At 65.8% G+C, this 21,828-nt stretch carries 22 protein-coding genes; 18 read left to right on the top strand and 4 right to left on the bottom strand.

Annotation, left to right across the window (positions count from 1 at the left end):
• Positions 1–104 precede the first annotated feature (104 nt).
• The 17 genes from EN846_RS21380 to EN846_RS21465 all read left to right on the top strand — a co-directional run bounded on the left by EN846_RS21380 (position 105) and on the right by EN846_RS21465 (position 15,944).
• Positions 105–620 carry a winged helix DNA-binding protein gene (locus tag EN846_RS21380; protein ID WP_126054949.1) on the top strand — a complete coding sequence of 172 codons (516 nt, stop codon included), beginning with the start codon at positions 105–107 and terminating at the stop codon, positions 618–620.
• Between the two features lie 202 nt (positions 621–822).
• A complete protein-coding gene (locus EN846_RS21385; RefSeq protein WP_245493405.1) occupies positions 823–1,212 on the top strand; it encodes a hypothetical protein in 390 nt (129 codons plus the stop codon).
• Positions 1,213–1,533: 321 nt separating this feature from the next.
• Entirely contained in the window at positions 1,534–2,787 is a 1,254-nt protein-coding gene (locus EN846_RS21390; RefSeq protein ID WP_127309873.1) for a murein L,D-transpeptidase, read from the top strand.
• A 135-nt stretch (positions 2,788–2,922) separates the two neighbouring features.
• Positions 2,923–4,563, top strand: coding sequence for a Na+/H+ antiporter (locus EN846_RS21395; protein WP_127394106.1), 1,641 nt, complete (start codon positions 2,923–2,925; stop codon positions 4,561–4,563).
• Positions 4,564–4,736: 173 nt separating this feature from the next.
• Entirely contained in the window at positions 4,737–6,050 is a 1,314-nt protein-coding gene (glyA, locus tag EN846_RS21400; protein WP_127285742.1) for a serine hydroxymethyltransferase, read from the top strand.
• Between the two features lie 83 nt (positions 6,051–6,133).
• Entirely contained in the window at positions 6,134–6,760 is a 627-nt protein-coding gene (locus EN846_RS21405; RefSeq protein ID WP_245509036.1) for a hypothetical protein, read from the top strand.
• Between the two features lie 21 nt (positions 6,761–6,781).
• Complete coding sequence (locus EN846_RS21410; protein ID WP_127285741.1) at positions 6,782–7,111, top strand: GlpM family protein; 330 nt, start codon at positions 6,782–6,784, stop codon at positions 7,109–7,111.
• Between the two features lie 86 nt (positions 7,112–7,197).
• Positions 7,198–7,677, top strand: a complete 480-nt coding sequence (nrdR, locus tag EN846_RS21415) for a transcriptional regulator NrdR (RefSeq protein ID WP_010915593.1) — start codon at positions 7,198–7,200, stop codon at positions 7,675–7,677.
• Between the two features lie 2 nt (positions 7,678–7,679).
• A complete protein-coding gene (ribD, locus tag EN846_RS21420; protein ID WP_127392531.1) occupies positions 7,680–8,807 on the top strand; it encodes a bifunctional diaminohydroxyphosphoribosylaminopyrimidine deaminase/5-amino-6-(5-phosphoribosylamino)uracil reductase RibD in 1,128 nt (375 codons plus the stop codon).
• Positions 8,808–8,856: 49 nt separating this feature from the next.
• On the top strand, positions 8,857–9,474 hold the full coding sequence (locus EN846_RS21425; protein WP_127287175.1) for a riboflavin synthase: 618 nt from the start codon (positions 8,857–8,859) through the stop codon (positions 9,472–9,474).
• Between the two features lie 95 nt (positions 9,475–9,569).
• On the top strand, positions 9,570–10,064 hold the full coding sequence (gene ribH / locus EN846_RS21430) for a 6,7-dimethyl-8-ribityllumazine synthase (RefSeq protein WP_127287176.1): 495 nt from the start codon (positions 9,570–9,572) through the stop codon (positions 10,062–10,064).
• Entirely contained in the window at positions 10,061–10,561 is a 501-nt protein-coding gene (nusB, locus tag EN846_RS21435; protein WP_127287177.1) for a transcription antitermination factor NusB, read from the top strand. Before ribH ends, nusB begins: the two co-directional genes overlap by 4 nt.
• Complete coding sequence (locus EN846_RS21440) at positions 10,558–11,778, top strand: MFS transporter (RefSeq protein WP_127392532.1); 1,221 nt, start codon at positions 10,558–10,560, stop codon at positions 11,776–11,778. The genes nusB and EN846_RS21440 overlap by 4 nt, the downstream gene beginning before the upstream one ends.
• Positions 11,779–11,934: 156 nt before the next feature.
• Positions 11,935–12,846, top strand: a complete 912-nt coding sequence (locus tag EN846_RS21445; RefSeq protein ID WP_127284702.1) for an ABC transporter substrate-binding protein — start codon at positions 11,935–11,937, stop codon at positions 12,844–12,846.
• Between the two features lie 250 nt (positions 12,847–13,096).
• Positions 13,097–14,263: an ABC transporter permease gene (locus EN846_RS21455; RefSeq protein ID WP_127284703.1), complete on the top strand. Its 1,167-nt coding sequence runs from the start codon at positions 13,097–13,099 to the stop codon at positions 14,261–14,263.
• Complete coding sequence (locus EN846_RS21460) at positions 14,260–15,198, top strand: ABC transporter ATP-binding protein (protein WP_127284704.1); 939 nt, start codon at positions 14,260–14,262, stop codon at positions 15,196–15,198. Before EN846_RS21455 ends, EN846_RS21460 begins: the two co-directional genes overlap by 4 nt.
• Complete coding sequence (locus tag EN846_RS21465) at positions 15,195–15,944, top strand: ABC transporter permease (protein ID WP_128346954.1); 750 nt, start codon at positions 15,195–15,197, stop codon at positions 15,942–15,944. The genes EN846_RS21460 and EN846_RS21465 overlap by 4 nt, the downstream gene beginning before the upstream one ends.
• A 92-nt stretch (positions 15,945–16,036) precedes the next feature.
• On the opposite strand, the gene EN846_RS21470 is transcribed toward EN846_RS21465, so the two are convergent.
• Positions 16,037–16,267: a hypothetical protein gene (locus tag EN846_RS21470; protein WP_127393491.1), complete on the bottom strand. Its 231-nt coding sequence runs from the start codon at positions 16,265–16,267 to the stop codon at positions 16,037–16,039.
• Here EN846_RS21470 and EN846_RS21475 point away from each other — a divergent pair.
• A complete protein-coding gene (locus EN846_RS21475; RefSeq protein ID WP_127393490.1) occupies positions 16,257–18,398 on the top strand; it encodes a sodium-translocating pyrophosphatase in 2,142 nt (713 codons plus the stop codon). The two genes, EN846_RS21470 and EN846_RS21475, sit on opposite strands and share 11 nt — an antisense overlap.
• Positions 18,399–18,459: 61 nt before the next feature.
• On the opposite strand, the gene EN846_RS35230 is transcribed toward EN846_RS21475, so the two are convergent.
• From EN846_RS35230 to EN846_RS21485, 3 genes are read right to left on the bottom strand one after another with little or no spacing between them, the layout of a single operon-like run.
• Complete coding sequence (locus EN846_RS35230; RefSeq protein WP_127393489.1) at positions 18,460–18,930, bottom strand: hypothetical protein; 471 nt, start codon at positions 18,928–18,930, stop codon at positions 18,460–18,462.
• Entirely contained in the window at positions 18,909–19,682 is a 774-nt protein-coding gene (locus EN846_RS21480; RefSeq protein WP_127393488.1) for a DUF4132 domain-containing protein, read from the bottom strand. Before EN846_RS21480 ends, EN846_RS35230 begins: the two co-directional genes overlap by 22 nt.
• A complete protein-coding gene (locus EN846_RS21485) occupies positions 19,652–21,826 on the bottom strand; it encodes a hypothetical protein (RefSeq protein ID WP_135898975.1) in 2,175 nt (724 codons plus the stop codon). The genes EN846_RS21480 and EN846_RS21485 overlap by 31 nt, the downstream gene beginning before the upstream one ends.
• Between the last annotated feature and the right edge of the window lie 2 nt (positions 21,827–21,828).

The raw sequence follows: 21,828 nt of genomic DNA on the forward strand, positions 1-21,828 counted from the left end.
TTGTTAGCCTTGGCGTTTAAGTCGAATTTTATGAGTATTCGATAGTGTCGCGATCAAGGTGAAAGACAAAAAAATCACCGGGCGACAAACGAGAGGCAAAGACAATGATCAATTCGCGTCCGGCGGCGAAGACCGCCACCGTATCCGACGACCGCCGCGAGGCGATCCGTTCGCTTTACATGGAATCGCTGCAGCTGGTGGAGCGCCTGCACCGCCGTCTGCTTGACGTGATCAAGGACGAGTTCGACCGCAACGGCCGTTCCGACATCAACGCTATCCAGGCGCTGCTGCTCTTCAACATCGGCAATTCGGAGCTGACCGCCGGCGAACTGCGCTCGCGTGGCTACTATCTCGGCTCGAATGTCTCCTACAATCTGAAGAAGCTGGTCGACCTCGGCTTCATCAACCACCAGCGCTCGCGCATCGACCGGCGTTCGGTCCGCGTCTCGCTGACGCCGAAGGGCAACGAGGTGGCCGAAGTGGTCGCCGGTCTCTATGAGCGTCATGTCGGCTCGATCGAGCAGGTCGGCGGCATCAACACCGACGAGTTCAAGCAGATGAACCGCGCCCTCCAGCGGCTGGACCGCTTCTGGAACGACACCATCGCCTACCGGATGTAAGCCGCATCCGCGCCGAGGGACCGCGCCGCGGAAGCGCGGGCAGGGGAAACAGTCGGGGACCGGTGTCGAAAGGCGCCGGTCCCTTTTCCTTTTCCCGATGCAAAGGGATATTTCGGAAGCGCCGCGCCCATCGGCAGGGCGTCTACGCTGTTTGCTTTCGCTGCGGCACTGCCTAATGTCGCTTGCTGGCGAGGGAGCGAACATGAACCTGAAAAACCGTTCAAGGATCGCCGCGGTGCTTCTGTTGATTTCGACCGCGGCCTCCGCCGAGGAGTGGTGGAAGGATTCTTTCGCCGCCGAAGGCAGCGCCCCGTGCGACAACAACGATACGATCGTGACATTCACCGACAAGGCGGTCGAGATGTGGGAGGTCGGCTGCTCGCTGGAGAAGGTGCAGAAGATCGGCGGCCTCGACGCGATCATTCTGGACATGACCTGTTCGGACGGTGAGACCACGGAAAAGAGACGCGAGCTGCTGCTCAAGCTGGAGGACAACAAGGTCATGCGTTATCCCCGGCAAGAGGTGTTGCAGCGATGTTCGGAGCTGAAGGCGCAGCCAGGTCCGGATCCGAAGGATAAGACTCCGAACTGAGGTCGGCACGCGACGGCGCAGACCGAGGACGAAGGATGCCTGGATTGTTCAGCGGTGCCGAAAAGCACCGTTCCTTTCTTTTCGTCGCGTCGCCTGGCGCAAATCGCGCGCCAAGGCCAAATTGCCGCCATAATCCCGGTGAAAGCGAGAATACGGGTGATGCTGCGGCCACAGGCCTGCCTTCACCCTGAAGTTGCGTCGCGCCGCGTGTTTCACGCCGAAGCGATGCGGTCATGGTTGGCTAATTGTTAAGATTGCCAATCCTAGAGTGCGGGCGAGATCGCCCGTTGATCAGATGCTTAGAGAATGTCTGGAACGTCCATGAGAACCAGCCGCCGTTTCTTCCTTTCCGGAGCTTCCGCGCTTGCCGCAGCCATGGTTGCCAACAGCGCCAGCGCGCAGGACGTGATCGGGGATATCCTGAAATCATCGGCCCGCGGCAATTGGGACGACCAATTCGACGCCCGCGCCAGCGAGGGCGGCAAGGTGGCCTCGACGCTGCCGATCTTCAGCCTGCAGACCGTCGCCTTCACCGAGCAGGCGGTGGCGCAGTACCAGACCATCGCCGGCCAGGGCGGCTGGGAGCAGGTGCCCGCGACCAAGAAGCTGCAGCTCGGCGTCGATGACCCCGATGTGGTGCCGCTGCGCAAGCGGCTGATGATCTCGGGCGATCTGTCGCAGAGCGCCGGCATCTCCAACTCGTTCGATTCCTACGTCGACGCCGCCGTCAAGCGTTTCCAGCTTCGCCACGGCCTGCCGGCCGACGGCGCCATGGGCAAATACACCTACACGGCGATGAATGTTTCGGCGCAGATCCGGCTTGGCCAGTTGCAGACCAATCTGCAGCGTCTGCGCGAAAAGGCTGGCACGCTCGGCAACCGTTACGTGCTGGTCGACATTCCGGCGGCCCAGATCGAGGCAGTCGAGAACGACCGCGTCGTGCTGCGCCACACCGCGATCGTCGGCAAGATCGACCGCCAGACCCCGATCGTGAATTCCAAGATCAACGAGATCATCGTCAATCCCTACTGGAATGCCCCGGTCTCGATCGTGCGCAAGGATATCATTCCGCTGATGCGCAAGGATCCCAACTACCTCAAGGACAGCCACATCCGCCTGTTCGCGCCGGATGGCAGCGAGGTCGACCCAATGACGGTCGACTGGTCGACGGATGACGCCGAGAAGTACCGCTTCCGCCAGGATCCGGGCGCCGGCAACGCCATGGCCTCGGTCAAGATCAACTTCCCCAGCCCGGATGGCGTCTACATGCACGACACGCCGCAGCAGAGCCTGTTCGGCAAGCTGATGCGCTTCGACTCCTCGGGCTGCGTGCGCGTCCAGAACGTGCGTGACCTCGTCACCTGGATCCTGCGCGACACGCCCGGTTGGGACCGCCAGCATTTCGAGGCGACGATCAAGACCGGCGAAAACACCCCGGTTCAGGTGACCAACCCGGTGCCGGTCCACTTCCTCTATCTTTCGGCATGGTCGACGGGCCCCGGCGTCGTGCAATTCCGCGACGACATCTACGGCCTTGACGGCAACGAAGAGCTGCAGATCACGTCTTCGCTCTAAGCGACTGGAATCTTTATTGAAAAGGCCGCCGATAGGCGGCCTTTTTGCTTTCCGCCTTCCGTCAGCTAGCCTTCGTCACGACTGGACGGCGCGACCTGCTTTGCGCATGGTCGGGCAATATTCGGAATCGCCGCCATGCATGTCGCCGTCTTCATCCTGGTCATGCTCGTGTTCGTCGCGCTTTCGGGCGCCCTGGTCCGGCTCGTGCGCGTTCCGTTGCCGGTGCTACAGATCGCCATAGGCGCGGCCCTTGCCTGGCCGGCGCGCGGCCTGCATGTCGAGATTGACCCGGAGCTGTTCCTCCTGGTGTTCATCCCGCCGCTCCTGTTCGGCGATGCCGTCGCCGCGCCCAAGCGCGAGCTTCTGGCGCTGCGCGGGCCGATCCTCGACCTCGCCATCGGGCTGGTCTTCTTCACCATCGTCGGCTTCGGCTATGCCTTGCACTGGCTGGTGCCGAGCATCCCGCTGGTCGTCGCCTTCGCGCTCGCCGCCGTGCTGTCGCCGACCGATGCGGTCGCCGTGTCCTCGATCGTCGACAGGAACGTGGTTCCGGCGCGGCTGATGCACATACTGGAGGGCGAGTCGCTGCTCAACGACGCGTCCGGCCTCGTCATGTTCCGCTTCGCCGTCGCGGCGGCGCTGACCGGCAGCTTCTCTTTGGCCGCTGCGTCGCTGACGTTCCTCTATGCGGTCGCCGCCGGCATCCTGGCCGGCGTGGTGGCGCTGATCGTCGCCGCCAAGACGCTGCAGTTGCTCAACCGCATCGGTGGCGTGCCGTCCGAGGCGCAGGTACTGGTGATGATCCTGATGCCCTTCATCGCCTATCTCATCGCCGAGCACGTCGAGGCCTCGGGCATCCTGGCAGCGGTCACCGCCGGCCTGCTCACCGGCGGCTCCGGCATCTTCCGCTATCTCGGCGTCTCGGCGCGCATGCAGACCATGTCGCTGTGGACGACGCTGTCCTTCATCTTCAACGGCGCGCTGTTCATCCTGCTTGGCCTGCAGCTTCCCGACATCATCCGCAACGTGCCGCCGGCACTTTCCAGCCGGCATTGGTTGATCGAGCCCGCGGCGACGGTGCTGATCCTGACGGTCTGCCTGATCGGCCTGCGCTTCCTGTGGATCTGGGTCGGTGACATCGCGCAGCGCGTGGGGGCGCGGTTCGGCAAGCACAAGGCCGAGCCGTTCGGGATGCGCGTTCGGCTCGCCGGTTCGGTCGCCGGCGTGCGCGGCGCCATCACGCTGGCCGGCATCCTGTCGCTGCCGCTCACCATGGCCGACGGCTCGCCCTTTCCGTCACGCGACGTCGTCATCTTCCTCGCCGCCGGCGTGATCATCTGTTCGCTGACGATCGCCAGCCTGGCCCTGCCGAAGATCGCGCGCGGGCTGGTCGAGCCCGGCGAGGACCCGGGCGCCGCCGAGGAACGGCGGGCGCGCGTCGGCGCCGCCAACGCGGCGATCGCCAGGATCGAGAGCATCGCCAATGAAGGGGGTGAGGGCGAGGCCGCCGAGGCGAGGCTCGCGGTCGCCGACAGCATCGTCGCCGGCTACCGCCGCCGCATAGCCGCCTCCGACGAGGCCGACGAGGCGCGCGCCGAGGCCCGCGAGGCGGGGCGCCTGGAACTGGAACTCAGGCACGCCGGCATCGAGGCCGAGCGGGGCGCCGTGCGCGCCATGTTCCGCAGCCGCGAGATCAACGACCATACGATGCGGGCGCTGCTTGCCGAGATCACGCTCACCGAAGCCCTGCTGAAAAGCCGGCGGGAGCGGAAATAGACCTCGCGCCGCTGGCGTTGACGCAAACCGGCCAGCAAATTTCGCGGCGCAAACGTGGCGAGGCGAAGACAACTGTGTTAATGGCGCGGCAATGCATGTCGCCCAAGAGTGCGCAGCGGTTTTGGGGCAACGATATGCATGAACAAATTGCCCCGAACCGGAGGATTTCAGGCATGGCAACAGCAGCGGCAGCGTCGAACAAATTCGAATCCTTCTTCGAGACCACGCTGGCCGACGCCGATCCGGAGATTTTCGGCGCCATCCGCAACGAGCTCGGCCGCCAGCGCCATGAGATTGAGCTGATCGCTTCCGAAAACATCGTCTCGCGCGCTGTCCTGGAAGCGCAGGGCTCGATCATGACCAACAAATATGCCGAGGGCTATCCAGGCAAGCGCTACTATGGCGGCTGCCAGTTCGTCGACGTGGCCGAGGAACTGGCCATCGAACGCGCGAAAAAGCTGTTCGGCTGCAACTTCGCCAACGTCCAGCCGAATTCCGGCAGCCAGATGAACCAGGCCGTATTCCTGGCGCTGCTGCAGCCCGGCGACACCTTCATGGGCCTCGACCTCAATTCCGGCGGCCATCTCACCCACGGCTCGCCGGTCAACATGAGCGGCAAGTGGTTCAAGGTCGTCTCCTACGGCGTGCGCAAGGACGACCATCTGCTCGACATGGACGCGATCGAGAAGACCGCGCATGAGACCAAGCCGAAGCTGATCCTGGCCGGCGGCACCGCCTATTCCCGCATCTGGGACTGGAAGCGTTTCCGCGAGATCGCCGATGCGGTGGGCGCCTATCTGATGGTCGACATGGCCCACATCGCCGGCCTCGTCGCCGGCGGCGTGCATCCGTCGCCGTTGCCGCACGCCCATGTCGTGACGACGACCACGCACAAGTCGCTGCGCGGCCCGCGTGGCGGCCTGATCCTTTGCAACGACGAAGACATCGCCAAGAAGATGAATTCGGCCGTCTTCCCGGGCCTGCAGGGCGGTCCGCTGATGCACGTCATCGCCGCCAAGGCGGTGGCGCTGGGCGAGGCGCTGAAGCCGAGCTTCAAGCTCTATGCCGAGAGCGTCGCCGCCAACGCCAAGGCGCTGGCATCGAGCCTGAAGGAGACGGGCCTCGACATCGTCTCCGGCGGCACCGATAACCACCTGATGCTGGTCGATCTGCGCCCCAAGAACGCCACCGGCAAGCGCGCCGAGGCGGCACTCGGCCGCGCCAACATCACCTGCAACAAGAACGGCATCCCCTTCGATCCGGAAAAGCCCTTCGTCACCTCGGGTGTGCGCCTCGGCACGCCGGCCGGCACGACGCGCGGCTTCGGCCAGGCCGAGTTCCGCGAGATCGGCAAGCTGATCGCCGAGGTGCTGGACGGGTTGAAGGTGGCGAACTCCGACGAGGGCAACGCGGCCGTCGAGGCGGCGGTGAAGGCCAAGGTCGTGGCGCTCACCGATCGCTTCCCGCTCTATCCCTATCTCGGTTGACCTGAAGCCTCGCGTCATTCTTATTGGCCACGACGGGAAGCGCCGCTCCGGATGGAGCGGCGATCCGGACAGGAGCCTTGTTGATGATGCGATTTCCATGTCTCGGCGCTCTCGCGGCGCTTCTGGCGGCCTCGCCGTTGACCGGCGCCGCCCAGGCGCAGACCACGACGACGGCGCCCAAGGCAGGGACGGCGCCGGCCGCATCGCCTGCGCCTGCGTCGCCCCCGCCTGCATCTCCCAAGACCGAGACCTTCGGCAGGTGGTCCACCATTATCGATGAAGTCAACACCGGTGAGGATGTGCGCAGAACCTGCGCCGCCTCGACGGCGTTCCTCGACCAGAACGGCACCGGCGGCACGCTGACGCTTGCCATCTCGAACGGCGACGCATTGCCGCCCGACGGCTATCCGAGCCTCGTCATCGCGCTGCGGAACAAGGATCTGCCGGCCGGCGAGAGCATTCCCGCAGTGTTTGGCGACGACAAGGGCAAGGTCAAGGCGACCGTCAGCGCCGATATCGGCGACCAGTGGATGCTGGACAACAAGAAGGACGTCGCGCTTGCCCTGCTGCGGGCCATGCGGCGCGCGGCCGCGATCGATGTCGTCTTCGCCAACAAGCCGGTTGCCAGCATATCGATGGACGGCTTCACCAAGGCCTACCGCAGCCTTGGCGCGTCCTGCGGCTTCCCGACCACCGACGTCGCGCCCTGACAGGCAGCAAGGAGCCGCGCCATGGACATTCTCTGGAAAGGTGTCGTCGGCGGCCTCGTCACGGCGCTGATCGTCTGGGCCTCGAAGCGCGGCAACGTCCTGCCCGGCATCCTGCCGCTGGCGCCGACCTTCGCGGTCATCGCGCTGCTCGCGGTCGGCGCCAAGGGCAACCCGACCGGCTTTCGCGAGGCCTGTCTCGCCGGCTTCAGGACGATCCCCGCCTATCTCGCCTTCCTCGGCGCCTGTTGGCTGTTCATCGAGAGGGTAGACTATCGGCTTGCCGTTCTCGGCGGTATCGCGGTCTGGCTGGCGGCGGCGCTGGCAATCTTCCTCGCGCCTCGCTATCTCTGAGGCACGGAAGGCCGTCCGTGCTTTGCCATCGCGGCAAAAACCTCTAAGCCTTCCGCTCACCAAGAATCGCCAACCGAAGGCTCTCCATGCGCTGTCCCTACTGCCAGTCCGAAGATACGCAGGTGAAGGATTCGCGCCCTGCCGAGGATGGCGCGGCGATCCGCAGGCGGCGCGTATGCCCCGATTGCGGCGGCCGTTTCACCACCTTCGAGCGCGTCCAGCTCCGCGACCTCGTCGTGGTCAAGAAATCCGGCCGCAAGGTGCCGTTCGACCGCGACAAGCTCTTGCGCTCGGTCGAGATCGCGGTGCGCAAGCGCAATGTCGATCCCGAGCGCATCGACCGCGCGGTCACCGGCATCGTGCGCCAGCTTGAAAGCTCCGGCGAGACCGAAGTGGCCTCGGGCGAGGTCGGCCGGCTGGTCATGGAGGCGCTGAAGTCGCTCGACGACGTCGCCTATGTCCGCTTCGCCTCGGTCTATCGCAATTTCCGCGAGGCCAAGGATTTCCATGAGCTGCTCGGCGAGCTGAAGGGCGACGAAGACAAGAGCGAAGAGGACGCAGGTTGAGCATGGCAGGGCCGCGACCAAGCCCGGCCGGGCAGGAAGCTCTCGATCGCCGTTTCATGGCGGCGGCGCTGCGGCTGTCGCGAAAAAACGCCGGACGCACCTCGACCAACCCGTCCGTCGGCACGATCATCGTCCGCGACGATGGCGCCGGGCCGATGATCGTCGGCACCGGCGTCACCGCGGTCGGTGGCCGGCCGCATGCCGAGACCGAAGCGCTGACCGAGGCGGGCGAACTCGCGCGCGGCGCCACCGCCTATGTGACGCTGGAGCCATGCGCCCACCACGGCCGCACGCCGCCTTGCGCCAACGCGCTGGTCAATGCCGGCATTGCGCGTGTCGTCGGCGCGGCCAGCGACCCCGATCCGCGCGTTTCCGGCCAAGGCTACGCCATCCTGCGTTCCGCGGGCATCGAGGTTGTCGAAAGAGTGCTCGCCGACGAGGCTTTGGAGCAGATGGCCGGTTACATGATTCGATCACTCAGGAAACGGCCGGAAATTATTCTGAAACTTGCGCTTTCCAGCGACGGAAAGATCGGCGTCGAGGGCGAGGGGCAGGTCGCGATCACCGGCGATATCGCGCGCCGCGAAGTCTATCTGATGCGCGCCGAAGCCGACGGCATCCTGATCGGCATCGGCACCGCGCTTGAGGACGATCCGGCGCTGACCGTACGGCTGCCCGGCCTGGAGAACCGCTCGCCGGCGCGCATCGTGCTCGACCGCCAGATCCGACTGCCGGACACCTCCAAGCTGGTCTCCGGCGTCGACCGCGTGCCGCTCTACCTCGCCGCCTGCCTCGAGGCCGATCCGCAGCGGCGGGCCACGCTTGAGCGCGCGGGCGTGCACTTCATCGGAACGGAAACGTATGGAGGTGAGGTGGCCTTGCCTGAGCTGCTCGAGGATCTGGCGGCGCTCGGCATGGCGAGCGTCCTGGTCGAGGGGGGCGCCAGGGTGGCCAAGGCTTTCCTCGACGAAGACCTGGTCGATCGCATCGTGCTGTTCGGCGGGCCGGACGCGATCGGCGAAGAAGGCATTGCATCGCCCATCGACGCCGACCATATCCCGGCAGGTTTCCGCAAGTTGCGCGAGATGCGCTTCGGCGAGGACAGCTACGCCGAGTGGGTAAGACCATGACCCAAGAAATGGGAACCGGTTTGGTCAACCTGAAAGACAGAGACATCTGATGTTCACGGGAATTGTTACCGATGTCGGCACCGTCGCTGCCGTGACGCCGCTCAGGGAAGGGGTCGGACTGCGCATCGACACCGCCTATGACCCGGAAGGCATCGCCATCGGCGCCTCGATCTCCTGCGCCGGCGTCTGCCTGACGGTGACGGCGTTGCCGGAAGGCGGCTCCAACGCCCGCTGGTTCGAGGTCGAGGCCTGGGAAGAGGCGCTCAGGCTGACCACAGCGATGGGCTGGAAGTCCGGCACTAGGATCAATCTGGAACGGGCGCTGAAGATCGGCGACGAGCTCGGCGGCCACATCGTGTCCGGTCATGTCGACGGCACGGCCGAGATTGTCGAGCGCAAGGACGAGGGCGACGCCGTGCGCTTCACGCTCGAAGCGCCGCGCGAGCTCGCGAAATTCATCGCGCCAAAGGGCTCGGTCGCGCTCGACGGCACTTCGCTCACCGTCAACAAGGTCGAGGGCACCCGCTTCGACGTGCTGCTGATCCACCATTCGCTGACCGTCACCACCTGGGGCGAACGCCAGGTCGGCGACCGCGTGAACCTCGAGATCGACACCATGGCTCGCTACGCCGCGCGCCTGGCGGAGGCGGCGAAAGAAGGGCTTTGAGCCACCCCGGCAAATTAGACCGGGCCTGAGCATCGGACAAAGCTTGCGAATGCTGCCGCTTCGGCCTAAGTCACCGGCGACCCCCGGAGACATCTATGGCTGGCATATCCCAACACGGCAAAGCGTTCATCCGTCCGAAGGACAAGGCGCACCTTCTCATCGTCGAGGCGCGCTTCCATGACGACCTTGCCGACGCGCTGCTCGAAGGCGCAACGAGTGCGCTGGACGAGGCAGGCGCGACCTATGACGTCGTCACCGTCCCCGGCTCGCTGGAAATCCCGGCAGTGATCACCTTCGCGCTCGACGGCGCCGCCGAAGGCGGCACCGCCTATGACGGTTTCGTGGCGCTGGGCACCATCGTGCGCGGCGACACCTACCATTTCGACATCGTCGCCAATGAATCGAGCCGCGCGCTGATGGACCTCTCCGTGCAGGAAGCGGTCTGCATCGGCAATGGCATCCTGACCACCGAGAACGACGCCCAGGCCTGGACGCGCGCCAGACGTTCGGAAGGCGACAAGGGCGGCTTTGCCGCGCGCGCGGCTCTGACCATGATCGCCCTCAAACAGCAGCTGGGAGCGCGATCGTGAGCGAGCCCGCGTCGCCCGGCCAGCCCACGGCCCGCCACGCCAACAAGCGCGGCGCCGCCCGGCTCGCCGCCGTGCAGGCGCTCTACCAGATGGACGTTGCCGGCAGTGGCGTGATCGAGATCACGGCCGAGTACGAAGCGTTCCGGCTCGGCAAGGAAGTCGACGGCGCGCTCTATCGCGAGGCCGATGCGCAATGGTTCCGCGCCATCCTCACCGGTGTCGTCGAGAACCAGAAGACCATCGATCCGGTCATCCGCCAGGCGCTGACCGACGACTGGCCGCTGTCGCGGCTGGATTCGACGCTGCGCGCCATCCTGCGCGCCGGCGTCTACGAGCTGATGAAGCGCGACGACGTTCCGGTGGCGGTGATCGTCTCGGAATATGTCGACATCGCCAAGGCCTTCTACGAGGAAGACGAACCGAAGCTCACCAACGCCGTGCTCGACCGCGTGTCGCGCCGGGTGCGCGGCGAAGGCCGCGGCAAGGACGCTTCGTGACGGCCGCGGCCGTCGTTGCCGAGGCCGGTAAGGAAGCGCGCCGCACGGCGCTGCTGCTTGCCGCCGCGCAGGCGATCATCGGCTCGGCCGCACCCATCGCCATCTCGCTTGGCGCGCTTGCGGGACAATACCTGCTTGGGCCCGACAAATCGCTGGCGACGGCGCCGGTCACCGGCTTCAACATCGGCGTGGCGCTGGGCGCGCTGCCGGCCGCCGCCATCATCCGCCAGCTCGGCCAGCGCGGCGGCTTCATGACCGGCACCGTCGTCACCGCGCTCGGCGGGCTTGTCGCGACGCTGGCGCTGTTCAACCCGAGTTTCTGGCTGTTCGCCTTCGGCCTGCTGGTGATCGGGGTGGGCGGCGCTTTCGTCCAGCAGTTCCGCTTCGCTGCCGCCGACAACGCGCCGCCCGAATTCAAGGCGCGCGCCATCTCTTTCGTGCTGGCGGGCGGCATCGTCACCGCCATTCTCGGGCCGCAGATCGTCATCTTCACACGCGAATCCTTCGCACCGGTGATGTTCGCCGGCTCGTTCGCCTCCATCCTGGTACTGTCGGCCGTCGGCGCGGTCATCCTGTCGTTTCTGCGCATCGCGCCCAAGGCGGTCGGCGGCGCCGCGGTCGAGGACAGCGACGCCAGGCCGCTATCCGAGATCGTCACCCAGCCGCGTTTCGTCGCGGCGCTGTTCTGCGTCGTCGGCAGCTATGCGCTGATGAGCTTCGTCATGACCGGCGCGCCGCTCGCCATGGTCGGCTGCGGCCTGTCGACGGATGATGCCACGCTTGGCATTTCCTGGCATGTGATGGCGATGTTCGGGCCGAGTTTCTTCACCGGCTCGCTGATCCACCGCTTCGGCGCCGAGCGCATCGTCGCCGCCGGCCTCGTGTTGCTGATCGGCTGCGCCGCGGTCGCTTTGTCAGGCCTGGCGCTGTGGCAGTTCTGGACGGCGCTGATCCTGCTCGGCCTCGGCTGGAATTTCGGCTTCATCGGCGCAACCTCGATGGTCGCCGCCAGCTACCGCCCGTCGGAAAAGAGCAAGGTGCAGGGCTTCCATGATTTCGTCCTGTTCGGCTCCGTCGCCTTCGCCTCGCTGATGTCCGGCGCGGTCTACAACGCCTGGGGCTGGGCGATGCTCAACTGGCTGGTGTTCCCGGTCTGCGCGCTCTGCTTCGTTGCGCTCGGAGCGTTGAAGGTGACGAGCTTGCGCGCAGCCAACTGACACCACCCTGTCCTGTACCGGCGCTGCCACGTTGGGCCAGCCCGTATAAAATTATTGCGTGTATCCCTGTTGTTATGAAACCGTGTGCCCCGACGGGGCGTTGAAGCCATGCTCATATGCGGCAACCGAATCCGGTTCACAGCAAGGGATTTCACCATGTTTTCAATCAAGCTTCTGGCTGGCGCCGCGCTTGCGCTCGGCATCACCGCTGCCTCGGCAAACGCTCAGGTCGTCGTGTCGTCGAAGATCGACACCGAGGGTGGCGTGCTCGGCAACATCATCCAGCTCGTGCTGAACGCCAACAACATCAAGACCACCGACCGTATCCAGCTCGGCGGCACGCCGGTGGTGCGCAAGGCGATCACCGCCGGCGAGATCGACATCTATCCGGAATATACCGGCAATGCCGCTTTCTTCTTCGAGAAGGCCGACGATCCGGTCTGGAAGGATGCCGCCAAGGCCTATGAGGCGGCCAAGAAGCTCGACTACGACGCCAACAAGATCGTCTGGCTGTCGCCATCGCCGGCCAACAACACCTGGGCGATCGCGCTGCGCAAGGAGGTCGCCGACGAGAACAAGCTGGCGACGCTCACCGACTTCGGCAAGTACGTGGCGGGCGGCGGCAAGGTCGTGCTTGCGGCCTCGGCCGAATTCGTCAATTCGGCGGCCGCCTTGCCGGCCTTCCAGACCACCTACGGCTTTGCGCTGAAGCCCGACCAGTTGATCACGCTCTCCGGCGGCGACACCGCGGCGACCATCGCGGCTGCCGCGAACCAGACCAACGGCGCCAATGCCGCCATGGTCTACGGCACCGACGGCGGCATCGCGCCTTCCGGCCTCGTCGTCCTCGACGACGACAAGGGTGTGCAGCCGGTCTACCAGCCGGCGCCGATCATCCGCGAGGCGGTGCTGAAGGAGCATCCCGAGATCGAGACGCTGCTGAAGCCGGTGTTCGCCAAGCTCGACCTCGTCACGCTGCAGGAACTCAACGGCCGCGTGCAGGTCGGCGGCGAGCCGGTCAAGGGCGTCGCCGAGGACTTTCTGAAGAAGAACGGGTTTTTGAAGTAGTCGCGATCGCGTCGAGGAAACGTACGCCGGTGCGAGGCGCCCCCCTCTGTCCTGCCGGACATCTCCCCCACAAGGGGGGAGATTGGCAGCTTCATCGCCGTCGCTTCTCTTGCCACGCTGGGGATTGGCGAAAGCCCGCGCGACATCTGATCTCCCCCCAAGTGGGGGAGATGTCCGGTAGCACAGAGGGGGCCGCGAAGGAACGAGGCCTTCCTATTTCTGCCTCTCCGAATTGCTGCGCGAGCAGCCGATGACCCTCCGTTTCGACAAGCTCGGCGTGGTCATCGCCGCGATCGCGGCCTATGCGGCGTTGCTTGCCCCCTTCGCCACCTTCCGTGCCAACCGCATCGTGCCCGGCCAGGCGCGCTCCATTCTGGAAGCGCTGCCGTCTGCCACCGGGCCGCTGCTGCTGGCGATCGTCATCGCCGGCGCGCTGATCGCGCTGCTGAAGACGCCGCTGCTGCTCCGGCTTGCCGCCGGCGTCGTGGCGCTTGCAGCGCTTGCCATCCTCATCGGCACGGCCGGCAGTTTCCTCACCCCGGCAGGCAACACCTTTGCCCGCGTCTCGCCGGCCTCCGGCTTCTGGCTGCTGATCTTTGCCTTCACGCTGCTGCTCGCCGATGTACTGACCAGGCTCGATCTGTCGCCCTGGGCGCGCGTCGGTGTGCTCATCGCCGCCGCGCTGGCGATCGGCCTGCTTCTGGTGTCGAGGCAATGGGATAGCCTGTCGATCCTCAAGGAATACGCCAACCGCGCCGACAGTTTCTGGGCCGAAGGCGCCAAGCACATCACGCTGGCGCTGGGCTCGCTGGCGGCGGCGGTGGTGGTCGGCCTGCCGCTCGGCATCCTGTGCCACCGCGTCGAGAGGCTGCGGGCCGGCGTGCTCAACGTGCTCAATATCATCCAGACCATTCCCTCGATCGCGCTGTTCGGCCTGCTGATCGCGCCGCTCGGCTGGGTCGCGACCCATGTGCCCGGCGCCGGCGCTTTGGGCATCCGCGGCATCGGCACCGCGCCAGCCTTCGTCGCGCTGTTCCTCTATTCGCTGCTGCCGGTGGTGGCCAACACCGTGGTCGGCCTCGCCGGCGTGCCGCGCGCCGCCAACGACGCCGCCCGCGGCATGGGCATGACCGACCGCCAGCGGCTGTTCGACGTCGAATTCCCACTCGCCTTCCCGGTGATCCTGACCGGCATCCGCATCGTTCTGGTGCAGAACATCGGCCTTGCCACCATCGCCGCGCTGATCGGCGGCGGCGGCTTTGGCGTGTTCGTCTTCCAGGGCGTCGGTCAGACCGCGATGGATCTGGTGCTGCTCGGCGCGGTGCCGACCGTGGCGCTGGCCTTCGCCGCCGCCATCATCCTCGACGCCATCATCGAAATGACCTCCATCAGACGACATGAGGCAAGCCCGGCATGATCGAGATCGAAGGTATCACCAAGCGCTATGGCGAAACCACAGTGGTCGACGATGTGTCGATGGCGATCGAGCCGCGCACTGTTTGCGTCATCGTCGGCACGTCCGGCTCCGGCAAGACGACATTGCTCAGGATGATCAACCGGCTGGTCGAGCCGACCGCGGGCGTCATCAAGCTCGACGGCGCCGACAACCGCTCGCTGCCGGGTTACGAGCTGCGCCGCAGCATCGGCTACGCCATCCAGGGCCATGGCCTGTTTCCGCATCGCACGGTGGCGCAAAACATCGCCACGGTGCCGCTGCTGCTCGGCTGGGACAGGGACCGCATCAAGCGCCGTGTCGACGAGCTGATGACGCTCTACCAGCTCGATCCGCAGGCCTATGGGCCGCGTTACCCGCACGAGCTCTCCGGCGGCCAGCAGCAGCGCGTCGGCGTTGCGCGCGCGCTGGCCGCCGAGCCGAACGTGCTTTTGATGGACGAGCCGTTCGGCGCGCTTGACCCGATCATCCGCAACAAGGCGCAGGAGGACCTGCTGGCCATCCAGAAGCGCTTCGGCACCACCATCATCCTCGTCACCCACGACATGGAGGAAGCCGTGCATCTGGGCGACAAGATCGCCGTCATGGATGCCGGCAAGCTGGTGCAATACGCAAAACCCGCCGAGATCCTGGCGAAGCCGGCCAGCGCCTTCGTCGAGACGCTTGTCGGCGCCAGCGAGAAACCGTTCCGGCTGCTGTCGCTTGGCCGCGTCGGCGATGCCGTCGAGAAGGGGACCGCCGAGGGCGAAGCGATCCCGGCCGAGGCCAGCCAGCGCGATGCGCTGGCCGAGCTGCTTTGGTCGGGTCGCCCGGCGCTGCCGGTGAAGGATGGCGACGGCAAGCCGCTTGGCCGGGTCACCGTCGATGGGCTGGTCAGGCGCGCCGCGAGGCCTGCATGAAAGCTTGGCTGCCATCGCTGCTCCGGCTTCTCCTGGTGGTGCTGCTTGTCGCCTTCGTCACCAACCCAGCCTTGTTCGAGCCGCTGCTCAAGCCGCTGACCGAGAACGGCGCGCCGGCGATCTACAACCAGGGCAGCTTGCTGACGCTGACGCTGCTGCATCTGAGGACCGTGCTGATCGCCACGGTCGCCGCAACCATCGTTGCGGTCGCGCTTGCCATTCTGGTCACCAGGCCGGCCGGAGCGGAGTTCCTGCCGCTGTCGCGCAGCCTGGTCAACATCGGCCAGACCTTTCCGCCTGTCGCCGTGCTGGCACTTGCCGTGCCGGCCGTCGGCTTCGGCGAGAAGCCGACGCTGATTGCGCTCTTCCTCTATGGCCTGCTGCCGATCTTCGAGAACGCGCTGACGGCTCTCACCACCCTGCCGGGCAATGTCATGGAAGCGGCGCGCGGCGCCGGCATGACCGCCTGGCAGAGGCTGGTCAAGGTCGAGCTGCCGCTCAGCGCGCCGGTCATCCTCGGCGGCATCCGGCTTTCGGTGGTCATCAGCCTTGCCACCGCCACCATTGGTTCAACGGTTGCGGCCAAGACGCTTGGCGAGGTGATCATCGCCGGCCTGCTGTCGAACAATCTCGCCTTCGTGCTGCAGGGCGGCCTGATCGTCGCTGCACTTGCCGTGCTGATCTATGACGGCCTGTCGGCCATCGAGCGCTACACGGCGCGTCGGATGGGGCAGGGGGCGGTTTAGCGACAAATGTCGGGACCGATCGGGGCGGGACCGACACTGAAAGACCTGTCGAGAGGCGACGCCGGATCCGTGCGGCGACTGATTACCCAGCGTCATTTCAATCGATCTAAAAGGACGGTCACGCCGGCAGGTTTGCGATCACCTTCGCCTTTTGGGCGAAAGCCGGGCAAAAACCGAACAATATCTTGACGTTCCCAGCCCTGTTTCGCATACAGCCCAGCCAAGGGGTGGATTCCGCCTGGCGGCGTGCATCCCCGTTCCAACGGCCCAGGGAGGGGTTCTTTTGGGCCATCAATCGAGGAAAATTCGGCAATGACCATCATTTACGCCGTCATCGCCTGCGGCCTGCTTTCAGTCCTTTACGCTATTTGGGCGACCCGTTCGGTCCTTGCGTCCGATCAGGGCAATCAGCGCATGCAGGAAATCTCCGCAGCCATCCGCGAGGGCGCCCAGGCCTACCTGGCGCGCCAATACACCACCATCGCCGTCGTCGGCATCGTCGTGCTCCTGCTTGCCTGGTGGCTGCTGTCGATCACCTCGGCCATCGGCTTCCTGATCGGCGCCGTGCTCTCGGGCGCCGCCGGCTTCATCGGCATGCACGTTTCCGTGCGCGCCAATGTGCGCACCGCGCAGGCCGCCTCCAACAGCCTTGCCGCCGGCCTCGACATCGCCTTCAAGTCGGGCGCCATTACCGGCATGCTGGTGGCGGGTCTGGCACTGCTCGGCGTCTCGATCTACTACTTCATCCTGACCGGACCGATGGGCCTCCAGCCGAATGACCGCATCGTCATCGACGCGCTGGTCTCGCTCGGCTTCGGCGCCTCGCTGATCTCGATCTTCGCCCGTCTCGGCGGCGGCATCTTCACCAAGGGCGCCGACGTCGGCGGCGATCTCGTCGGCAAGGTCGAAGCCGGCATTCCCGAGGACGATCCGCGCAACCCCGCCACCATCGCCGACAATGTCGGCGACAATGTCGGCGACTGCGCCGGCATGGCGGCCGACCTGTTCGAGACCTACGCCGTCACCGTCGTCGCCACCATGGTTCTCGCTGCTATCTTCTTCGGCGGCACTGCCATTTTGGCCGACACCATGCTCTATCCGCTGGCCATCTGCGGCGCCTGCATCCTGACCTCCATCGTCGGCACCTTCTTCGTCAAGCTCGGCTCCAACGGTTCGATCATGGGCGCGCTTTACAAGGGCCTGATCGTCACCGGCCTGCTGTCGATCGTCGGCCTTGGCGCCGCCACGTCGCTCACCATCGGCTGGGGTGATATCGGCACCGTCGCCGGCATCGCCATCACCGGCAAAAACCTGTTCATCTGCGGCTTGATCGGCCTACTGGTGACCGGCCTGATCGTGGTGATCACCGAGTACTACACCGGCACCAACAAGCGCCCGGTCAACTCCATCGCCCAGGCGTCGGTGACCGGCCACGGCACCAACGTCATCCAGGGCCTTGCTGTCTCGCTGGAATCGACGGCGCTGCCGGCGATCGTCATCGTCGGCGGCATCATCGCCACCTACCAGCTCGGCGGCCTGTTCGGCACGGCGATCGCGGTCACCACCATGCTCGGCCTTGCCGGCATGATCGTCGCGCTCGACGCCTTCGGCCCGGTCACCGACAATGCCGGCGGCATCGCCGAAATGGCCGGCCTGCCCAAGGAAGTGCGCCACTCGACCGACGCGCTCGACGCGGTCGGCAACACCACCAAGGCGGTGACCAAGGGCTATGCCATCGGCTCGGCCGGTCTCGGCGCGCTGGTGCTGTTCGCCGCCTATTCGAACGACCTGAAGTTCTTTGCCGCCAATGGCGACAAGTTCCCCTACTTCCAGGGCATGGGCGACGTCTCCTTCGACCTCTCCAACCCCTACGTCGTCGCCGGCCTGATCTTCGGCGGCCTGATCCCGTATCTGTTCGGCGGTATCGCCATGACTGCCGTCGGTCGCGCTGCCGGCTCGATCGTCGAGGAGGTGCGCAAGCAGTTCCGCGAGGACAAGGGCATCATGGCCGGCACCTCGAAGCCCAACTACGCCCGCGCCGTCGACCTTCTGACCAGGGCGGCGATCCGCGAGATGATCATCCCGTCGCTGCTGCCGGTGCTGGCGCCGCTGGTGGTCTATTTCGGCGTGCTTCTGATCTCGGGCTCGAAGGCCTCGGCCTTTGCGGCACTCGGCGCCTCGCTGCTCGGCGTCATCGTCAACGGTCTGTTCGTCGCCATCTCGATGACCTCGGGCGGCGGCGCCTGGGACAACGCCAAAAAATCGTTCGAGGACGGCTTCACCGACAAGGACGGCGTCAAGCACCTGAAGGGTTCGGAGGCGCACAAGGCCTCGGTCACCGGGGACACCGTCGGCGATCCCTACAAGGACACCGCCGGCCCGGCCGTCAATCCGGCGATCAAGATCACCAACATCGTCGCCCTGCTGCTCTTGGCCGTGCTCGCGCACGGCTGAGGCTCGAGGCTGGAAGTCAGAAAAACCCGCGGGAGCGATCCCGCGGGTTTTCTTTTTGCCGTCACCCGATCTGCGTGAGGATCGAGCCGTCGGTTATCTTGTCGTCATTTGCGAGCATCATTGCCTTGGACAGGATGACCGACAGGATGTCGTCGCCCTCGAACGGCACGTAGGCTGGCCTTGGCCCGGTCGCCTCGTTTGACGGCACGATGCAGAGATAGCGGTCGTTGGGCGCCATTCTGATGTGCCCGGACGCGAAGTTGATCTTGTAGGTCTTGCGCTTGCCGTCGACGATCAGGAACTCGTCTGTAACCGTGCACTGGTTGGCAATGGCGAGGCCGGGCAGGATGGTGGCGATGAAATCGCGGCGACCCTTTGCCAGGCCGCTGGCCTGTCCCGCCGAATAGCGCTCGCGGTAATCGAGGAATTCAGGCCGCTCCGACAGCGGGTGGCGGGCATCGCCGCCGCGATCCTGCCAGTGGCGGTCGTTGCCGATCGAGGTGCGGCCTATCACGCTGTCGATGTCGTACATCGCCTCGCAGAACGCGCGGGGAGGCACTGCATCGACGGACAGGGGCACCTCGTTCGGCAGCCCGGTCTTGGGATCGAGCGCGAAGAAGGCGACACGGTCCGTGGCGATGAAGGCGTAGAGGGCGGCGCCGCGCTCCGCCGCCTCGATGTCCTGCACGCGCGTGCCAATGCCGGCGACCCAGAACTCGGCGCGACGCCGTGATGCGGCAGGATGAGCCGAACGCGTTCATGCTCGGCATTGTTGCCGTGCATGCTGCGGTTGTACGCCGTCCAGCCGCGCTTCTTCAGGATGGCCATGACCGGAGCCTGCTCCAGTATGTGCGCGGCGAAGCGGTTCGAATAGCTCTGCGTGGCAAGTTCGGCGTCGGTGACGACATAGACCGGCCGCCAGGCCTGGATAAAGGGCTGCTGGATCGTCTGCCTGGCAAGCCTCTCGCGCCAGGCGGCGACGGTCGTGGCCGGGCTGTCCAGCGGATGCCAAAGGTGGACCGTCCAGTCCGGTCCTGGAACCGGGCAGCGAACGCCGGCATGATCGACAAGCCCGCCGTCGCGCGGCATGGCGACGAACGCCTCGCTCTTGGGACCCACAAAACGCCAGATCAGGCGCTCGGAAAGCGTGCGCAGCAGGCCATTGCCGATCAGCCGATCCTGCCAGCCCTGGTAATTCCAGTGGCGGCCGTCGCGCCAGGCGCTCTCGATGCGGCGCCGCGCTTCCGGCAGGATCAGCGCGATGTCCTTCGCCGCATTTTCCAACTGCCCGCCATTTCGCTACCGCCGGGTGCCGCCTTGAAATCCTTGGCGATGCCGCGGCTCGACTTGCCCTTGGCGTCGATGCTGCGCAACTCGGCCTTGGCCGACGAGACAACGCGCAACTCGACGCGAACGCCGCCCAGTTCCTCGACACGAAGCCCGCCATCGCCGATGCCGTACTCGGCCATGGCGATTTCCTGCATGTCGTCGCCCGACAGGCCGAGCTTGCTGCCCGCCGCTTCCAGCGCCTTGTCGATCGACTTGATCACCACTTTGTCGTCGATCCTGCGGCGAAGGCGGCCGAGCGCATAGGCGGCGTCCGCGGTGCCCAACTGGCCGAGCGACCAGACGCAGGCCGCCCCTGTCTTTTGCGAACGCACGGTGCGTCCGTAATGCCCTGTCTTGATCAGCGTCGCGCCTGCCAGCGATTCCAGCAGCGGCAGCGCCTTGTCGGCCGGCAGGCGGGACAAGGCCAGGGCAATGCCGCGTGCGACCGCGACATTGTCGGGCGACAGTTCGCCGTGCAGTCGGCCGAGATCAAATTGCCAGGGTACATAGTCCCCGGCCGCGCGCTGGAACAGCAGGCCCGGTATCGCGCAGATCGCCTTCAGCGCGGACTGCCGCACCGCCGCCGCATAGCCCGCCGACTCCCGTTCCGGCAGCGGTGTCGGAAACACCGATGCATTCTGCGGGCTGAACACCAGGCTGTAGGCTTCGAGGCCGATATAGACGTCGCGGTCGATCTCCGGCAGCGCCGGTTCGCAGAGCGGTTTGAGCCACTGCCTGAAACCGTCGGCCACCGTGTCGTGCCCAAGGGCTGCGATCTTGCGTTCGCAATCCTTCAGCCAGGTCGTGCCGGGCGCGCCATCGCCGGCGGCAACCAGATGGTTGAGCAGGCTGCCGTCAGGATCCCCGCCGCCGAATTCGAACGCCTCGACCTGCGTGCCGGCCCTCGTGAAGTCCTGCGGCCAACCCCGATCGAAGGTCGGCCCCATGGTACGCAGCATCGCCATTTGCGCGGCGGTCGCGAGCTGTCGCCATTCGGGTTTTTCCTGGCTCAGCATGCGGCTGAGATGGTTGTTGTAGTCCTTGTGAAAACCTTCCTCGCCCTTGGTGTCGCGAGCCCACCAGCCGAACCTGAAGGCGGCACTGCCATCGCCGGAGCCAAAACGGGCGGCGAACGCCTGTCGGTCGGTCAGCCAGTTGTGCACCGTCCTGTCGCCGGCGTAGGCGCGGATGTCCTCGAACAGCGGTGCCAGTTCCGTCAGCACGTCGTCCCAAAATTCCGCCTTGTCGGACGGCGGCGGCGTGTAGCGCAGGTGCGGAAGTTTTCCCGGCGGATTGGCCCGCATGCGCGCAAAGAAACTGTCCTGCTGGCCGGCCCCGGCAAGCGCCTTCAGCGAAACGATCAGCGGTGGATCGGTCTTTTCCGGACCAGTCCGGTTTTTGTAGTACTGCGTATCGCAAACCAGCGCGATGAGCCTGGCGGCGTTGGCCCGGTCCTCGGGGCCAGGAACCAGTCCGTGTTTCACCGCGCGCTCGATCTCGCGAACGATGCCGAGCTTGGGCAACCCGCTCGACCAGCCGATCGTGCCTTTGAGGTGGAGGCCGGCCTGGTCGTTGGCGAGCAGCCTGAGCGCGGTGGCGGTTCTCGGCGCGTTCGCCTGGAAGCCGCTGCGCAGAAGATCGCGACTCAAGGTTTCGCAAAAGCGCGCGAATCTGGGTGGGATGCTGCCCTCGCGGCTGCGCACATAGATGGCCACCGCCGGACCCCAGCCGAACCGCGCTCGCAGCATGTCGATAGTGTCGAACAACTCGCCGCGCTGTTCCGCCGACAAAGCGCGCAGGCGGCTGGTGATATCCTTGCGGGCTTCCTCCGAGTTCGCGGTGTCGTAGGCGCGGACGAGGGAGATGAGCTCCGCTGTCATCGGACGCGAGACGCCGGCGGATGAGGCCAGCTCGATATCCCGCGCCAGCGCCTCCGCCTGGCTCCGCTCCCTGTCGGCATGGGCGCGATGGAGGCGCTCGACCATCCTGTTTATGTCGGCGACCGGCGCCGGCTCAGTCGGACGCGCGGCGCCGCCTACGGCCTTGCCGAACGCCGCGGCCGCTGCCCTGAGACCCGAAAACAACCGTCCATTGCTCATCC

It is taken from the genome of Mesorhizobium sp. M4B.F.Ca.ET.203.01.1.1 (assembly GCF_004791025.1).
GTDB classification, from domain to species: domain Bacteria; phylum Pseudomonadota; class Alphaproteobacteria; order Rhizobiales; family Rhizobiaceae; genus Mesorhizobium; species Mesorhizobium abyssinicae.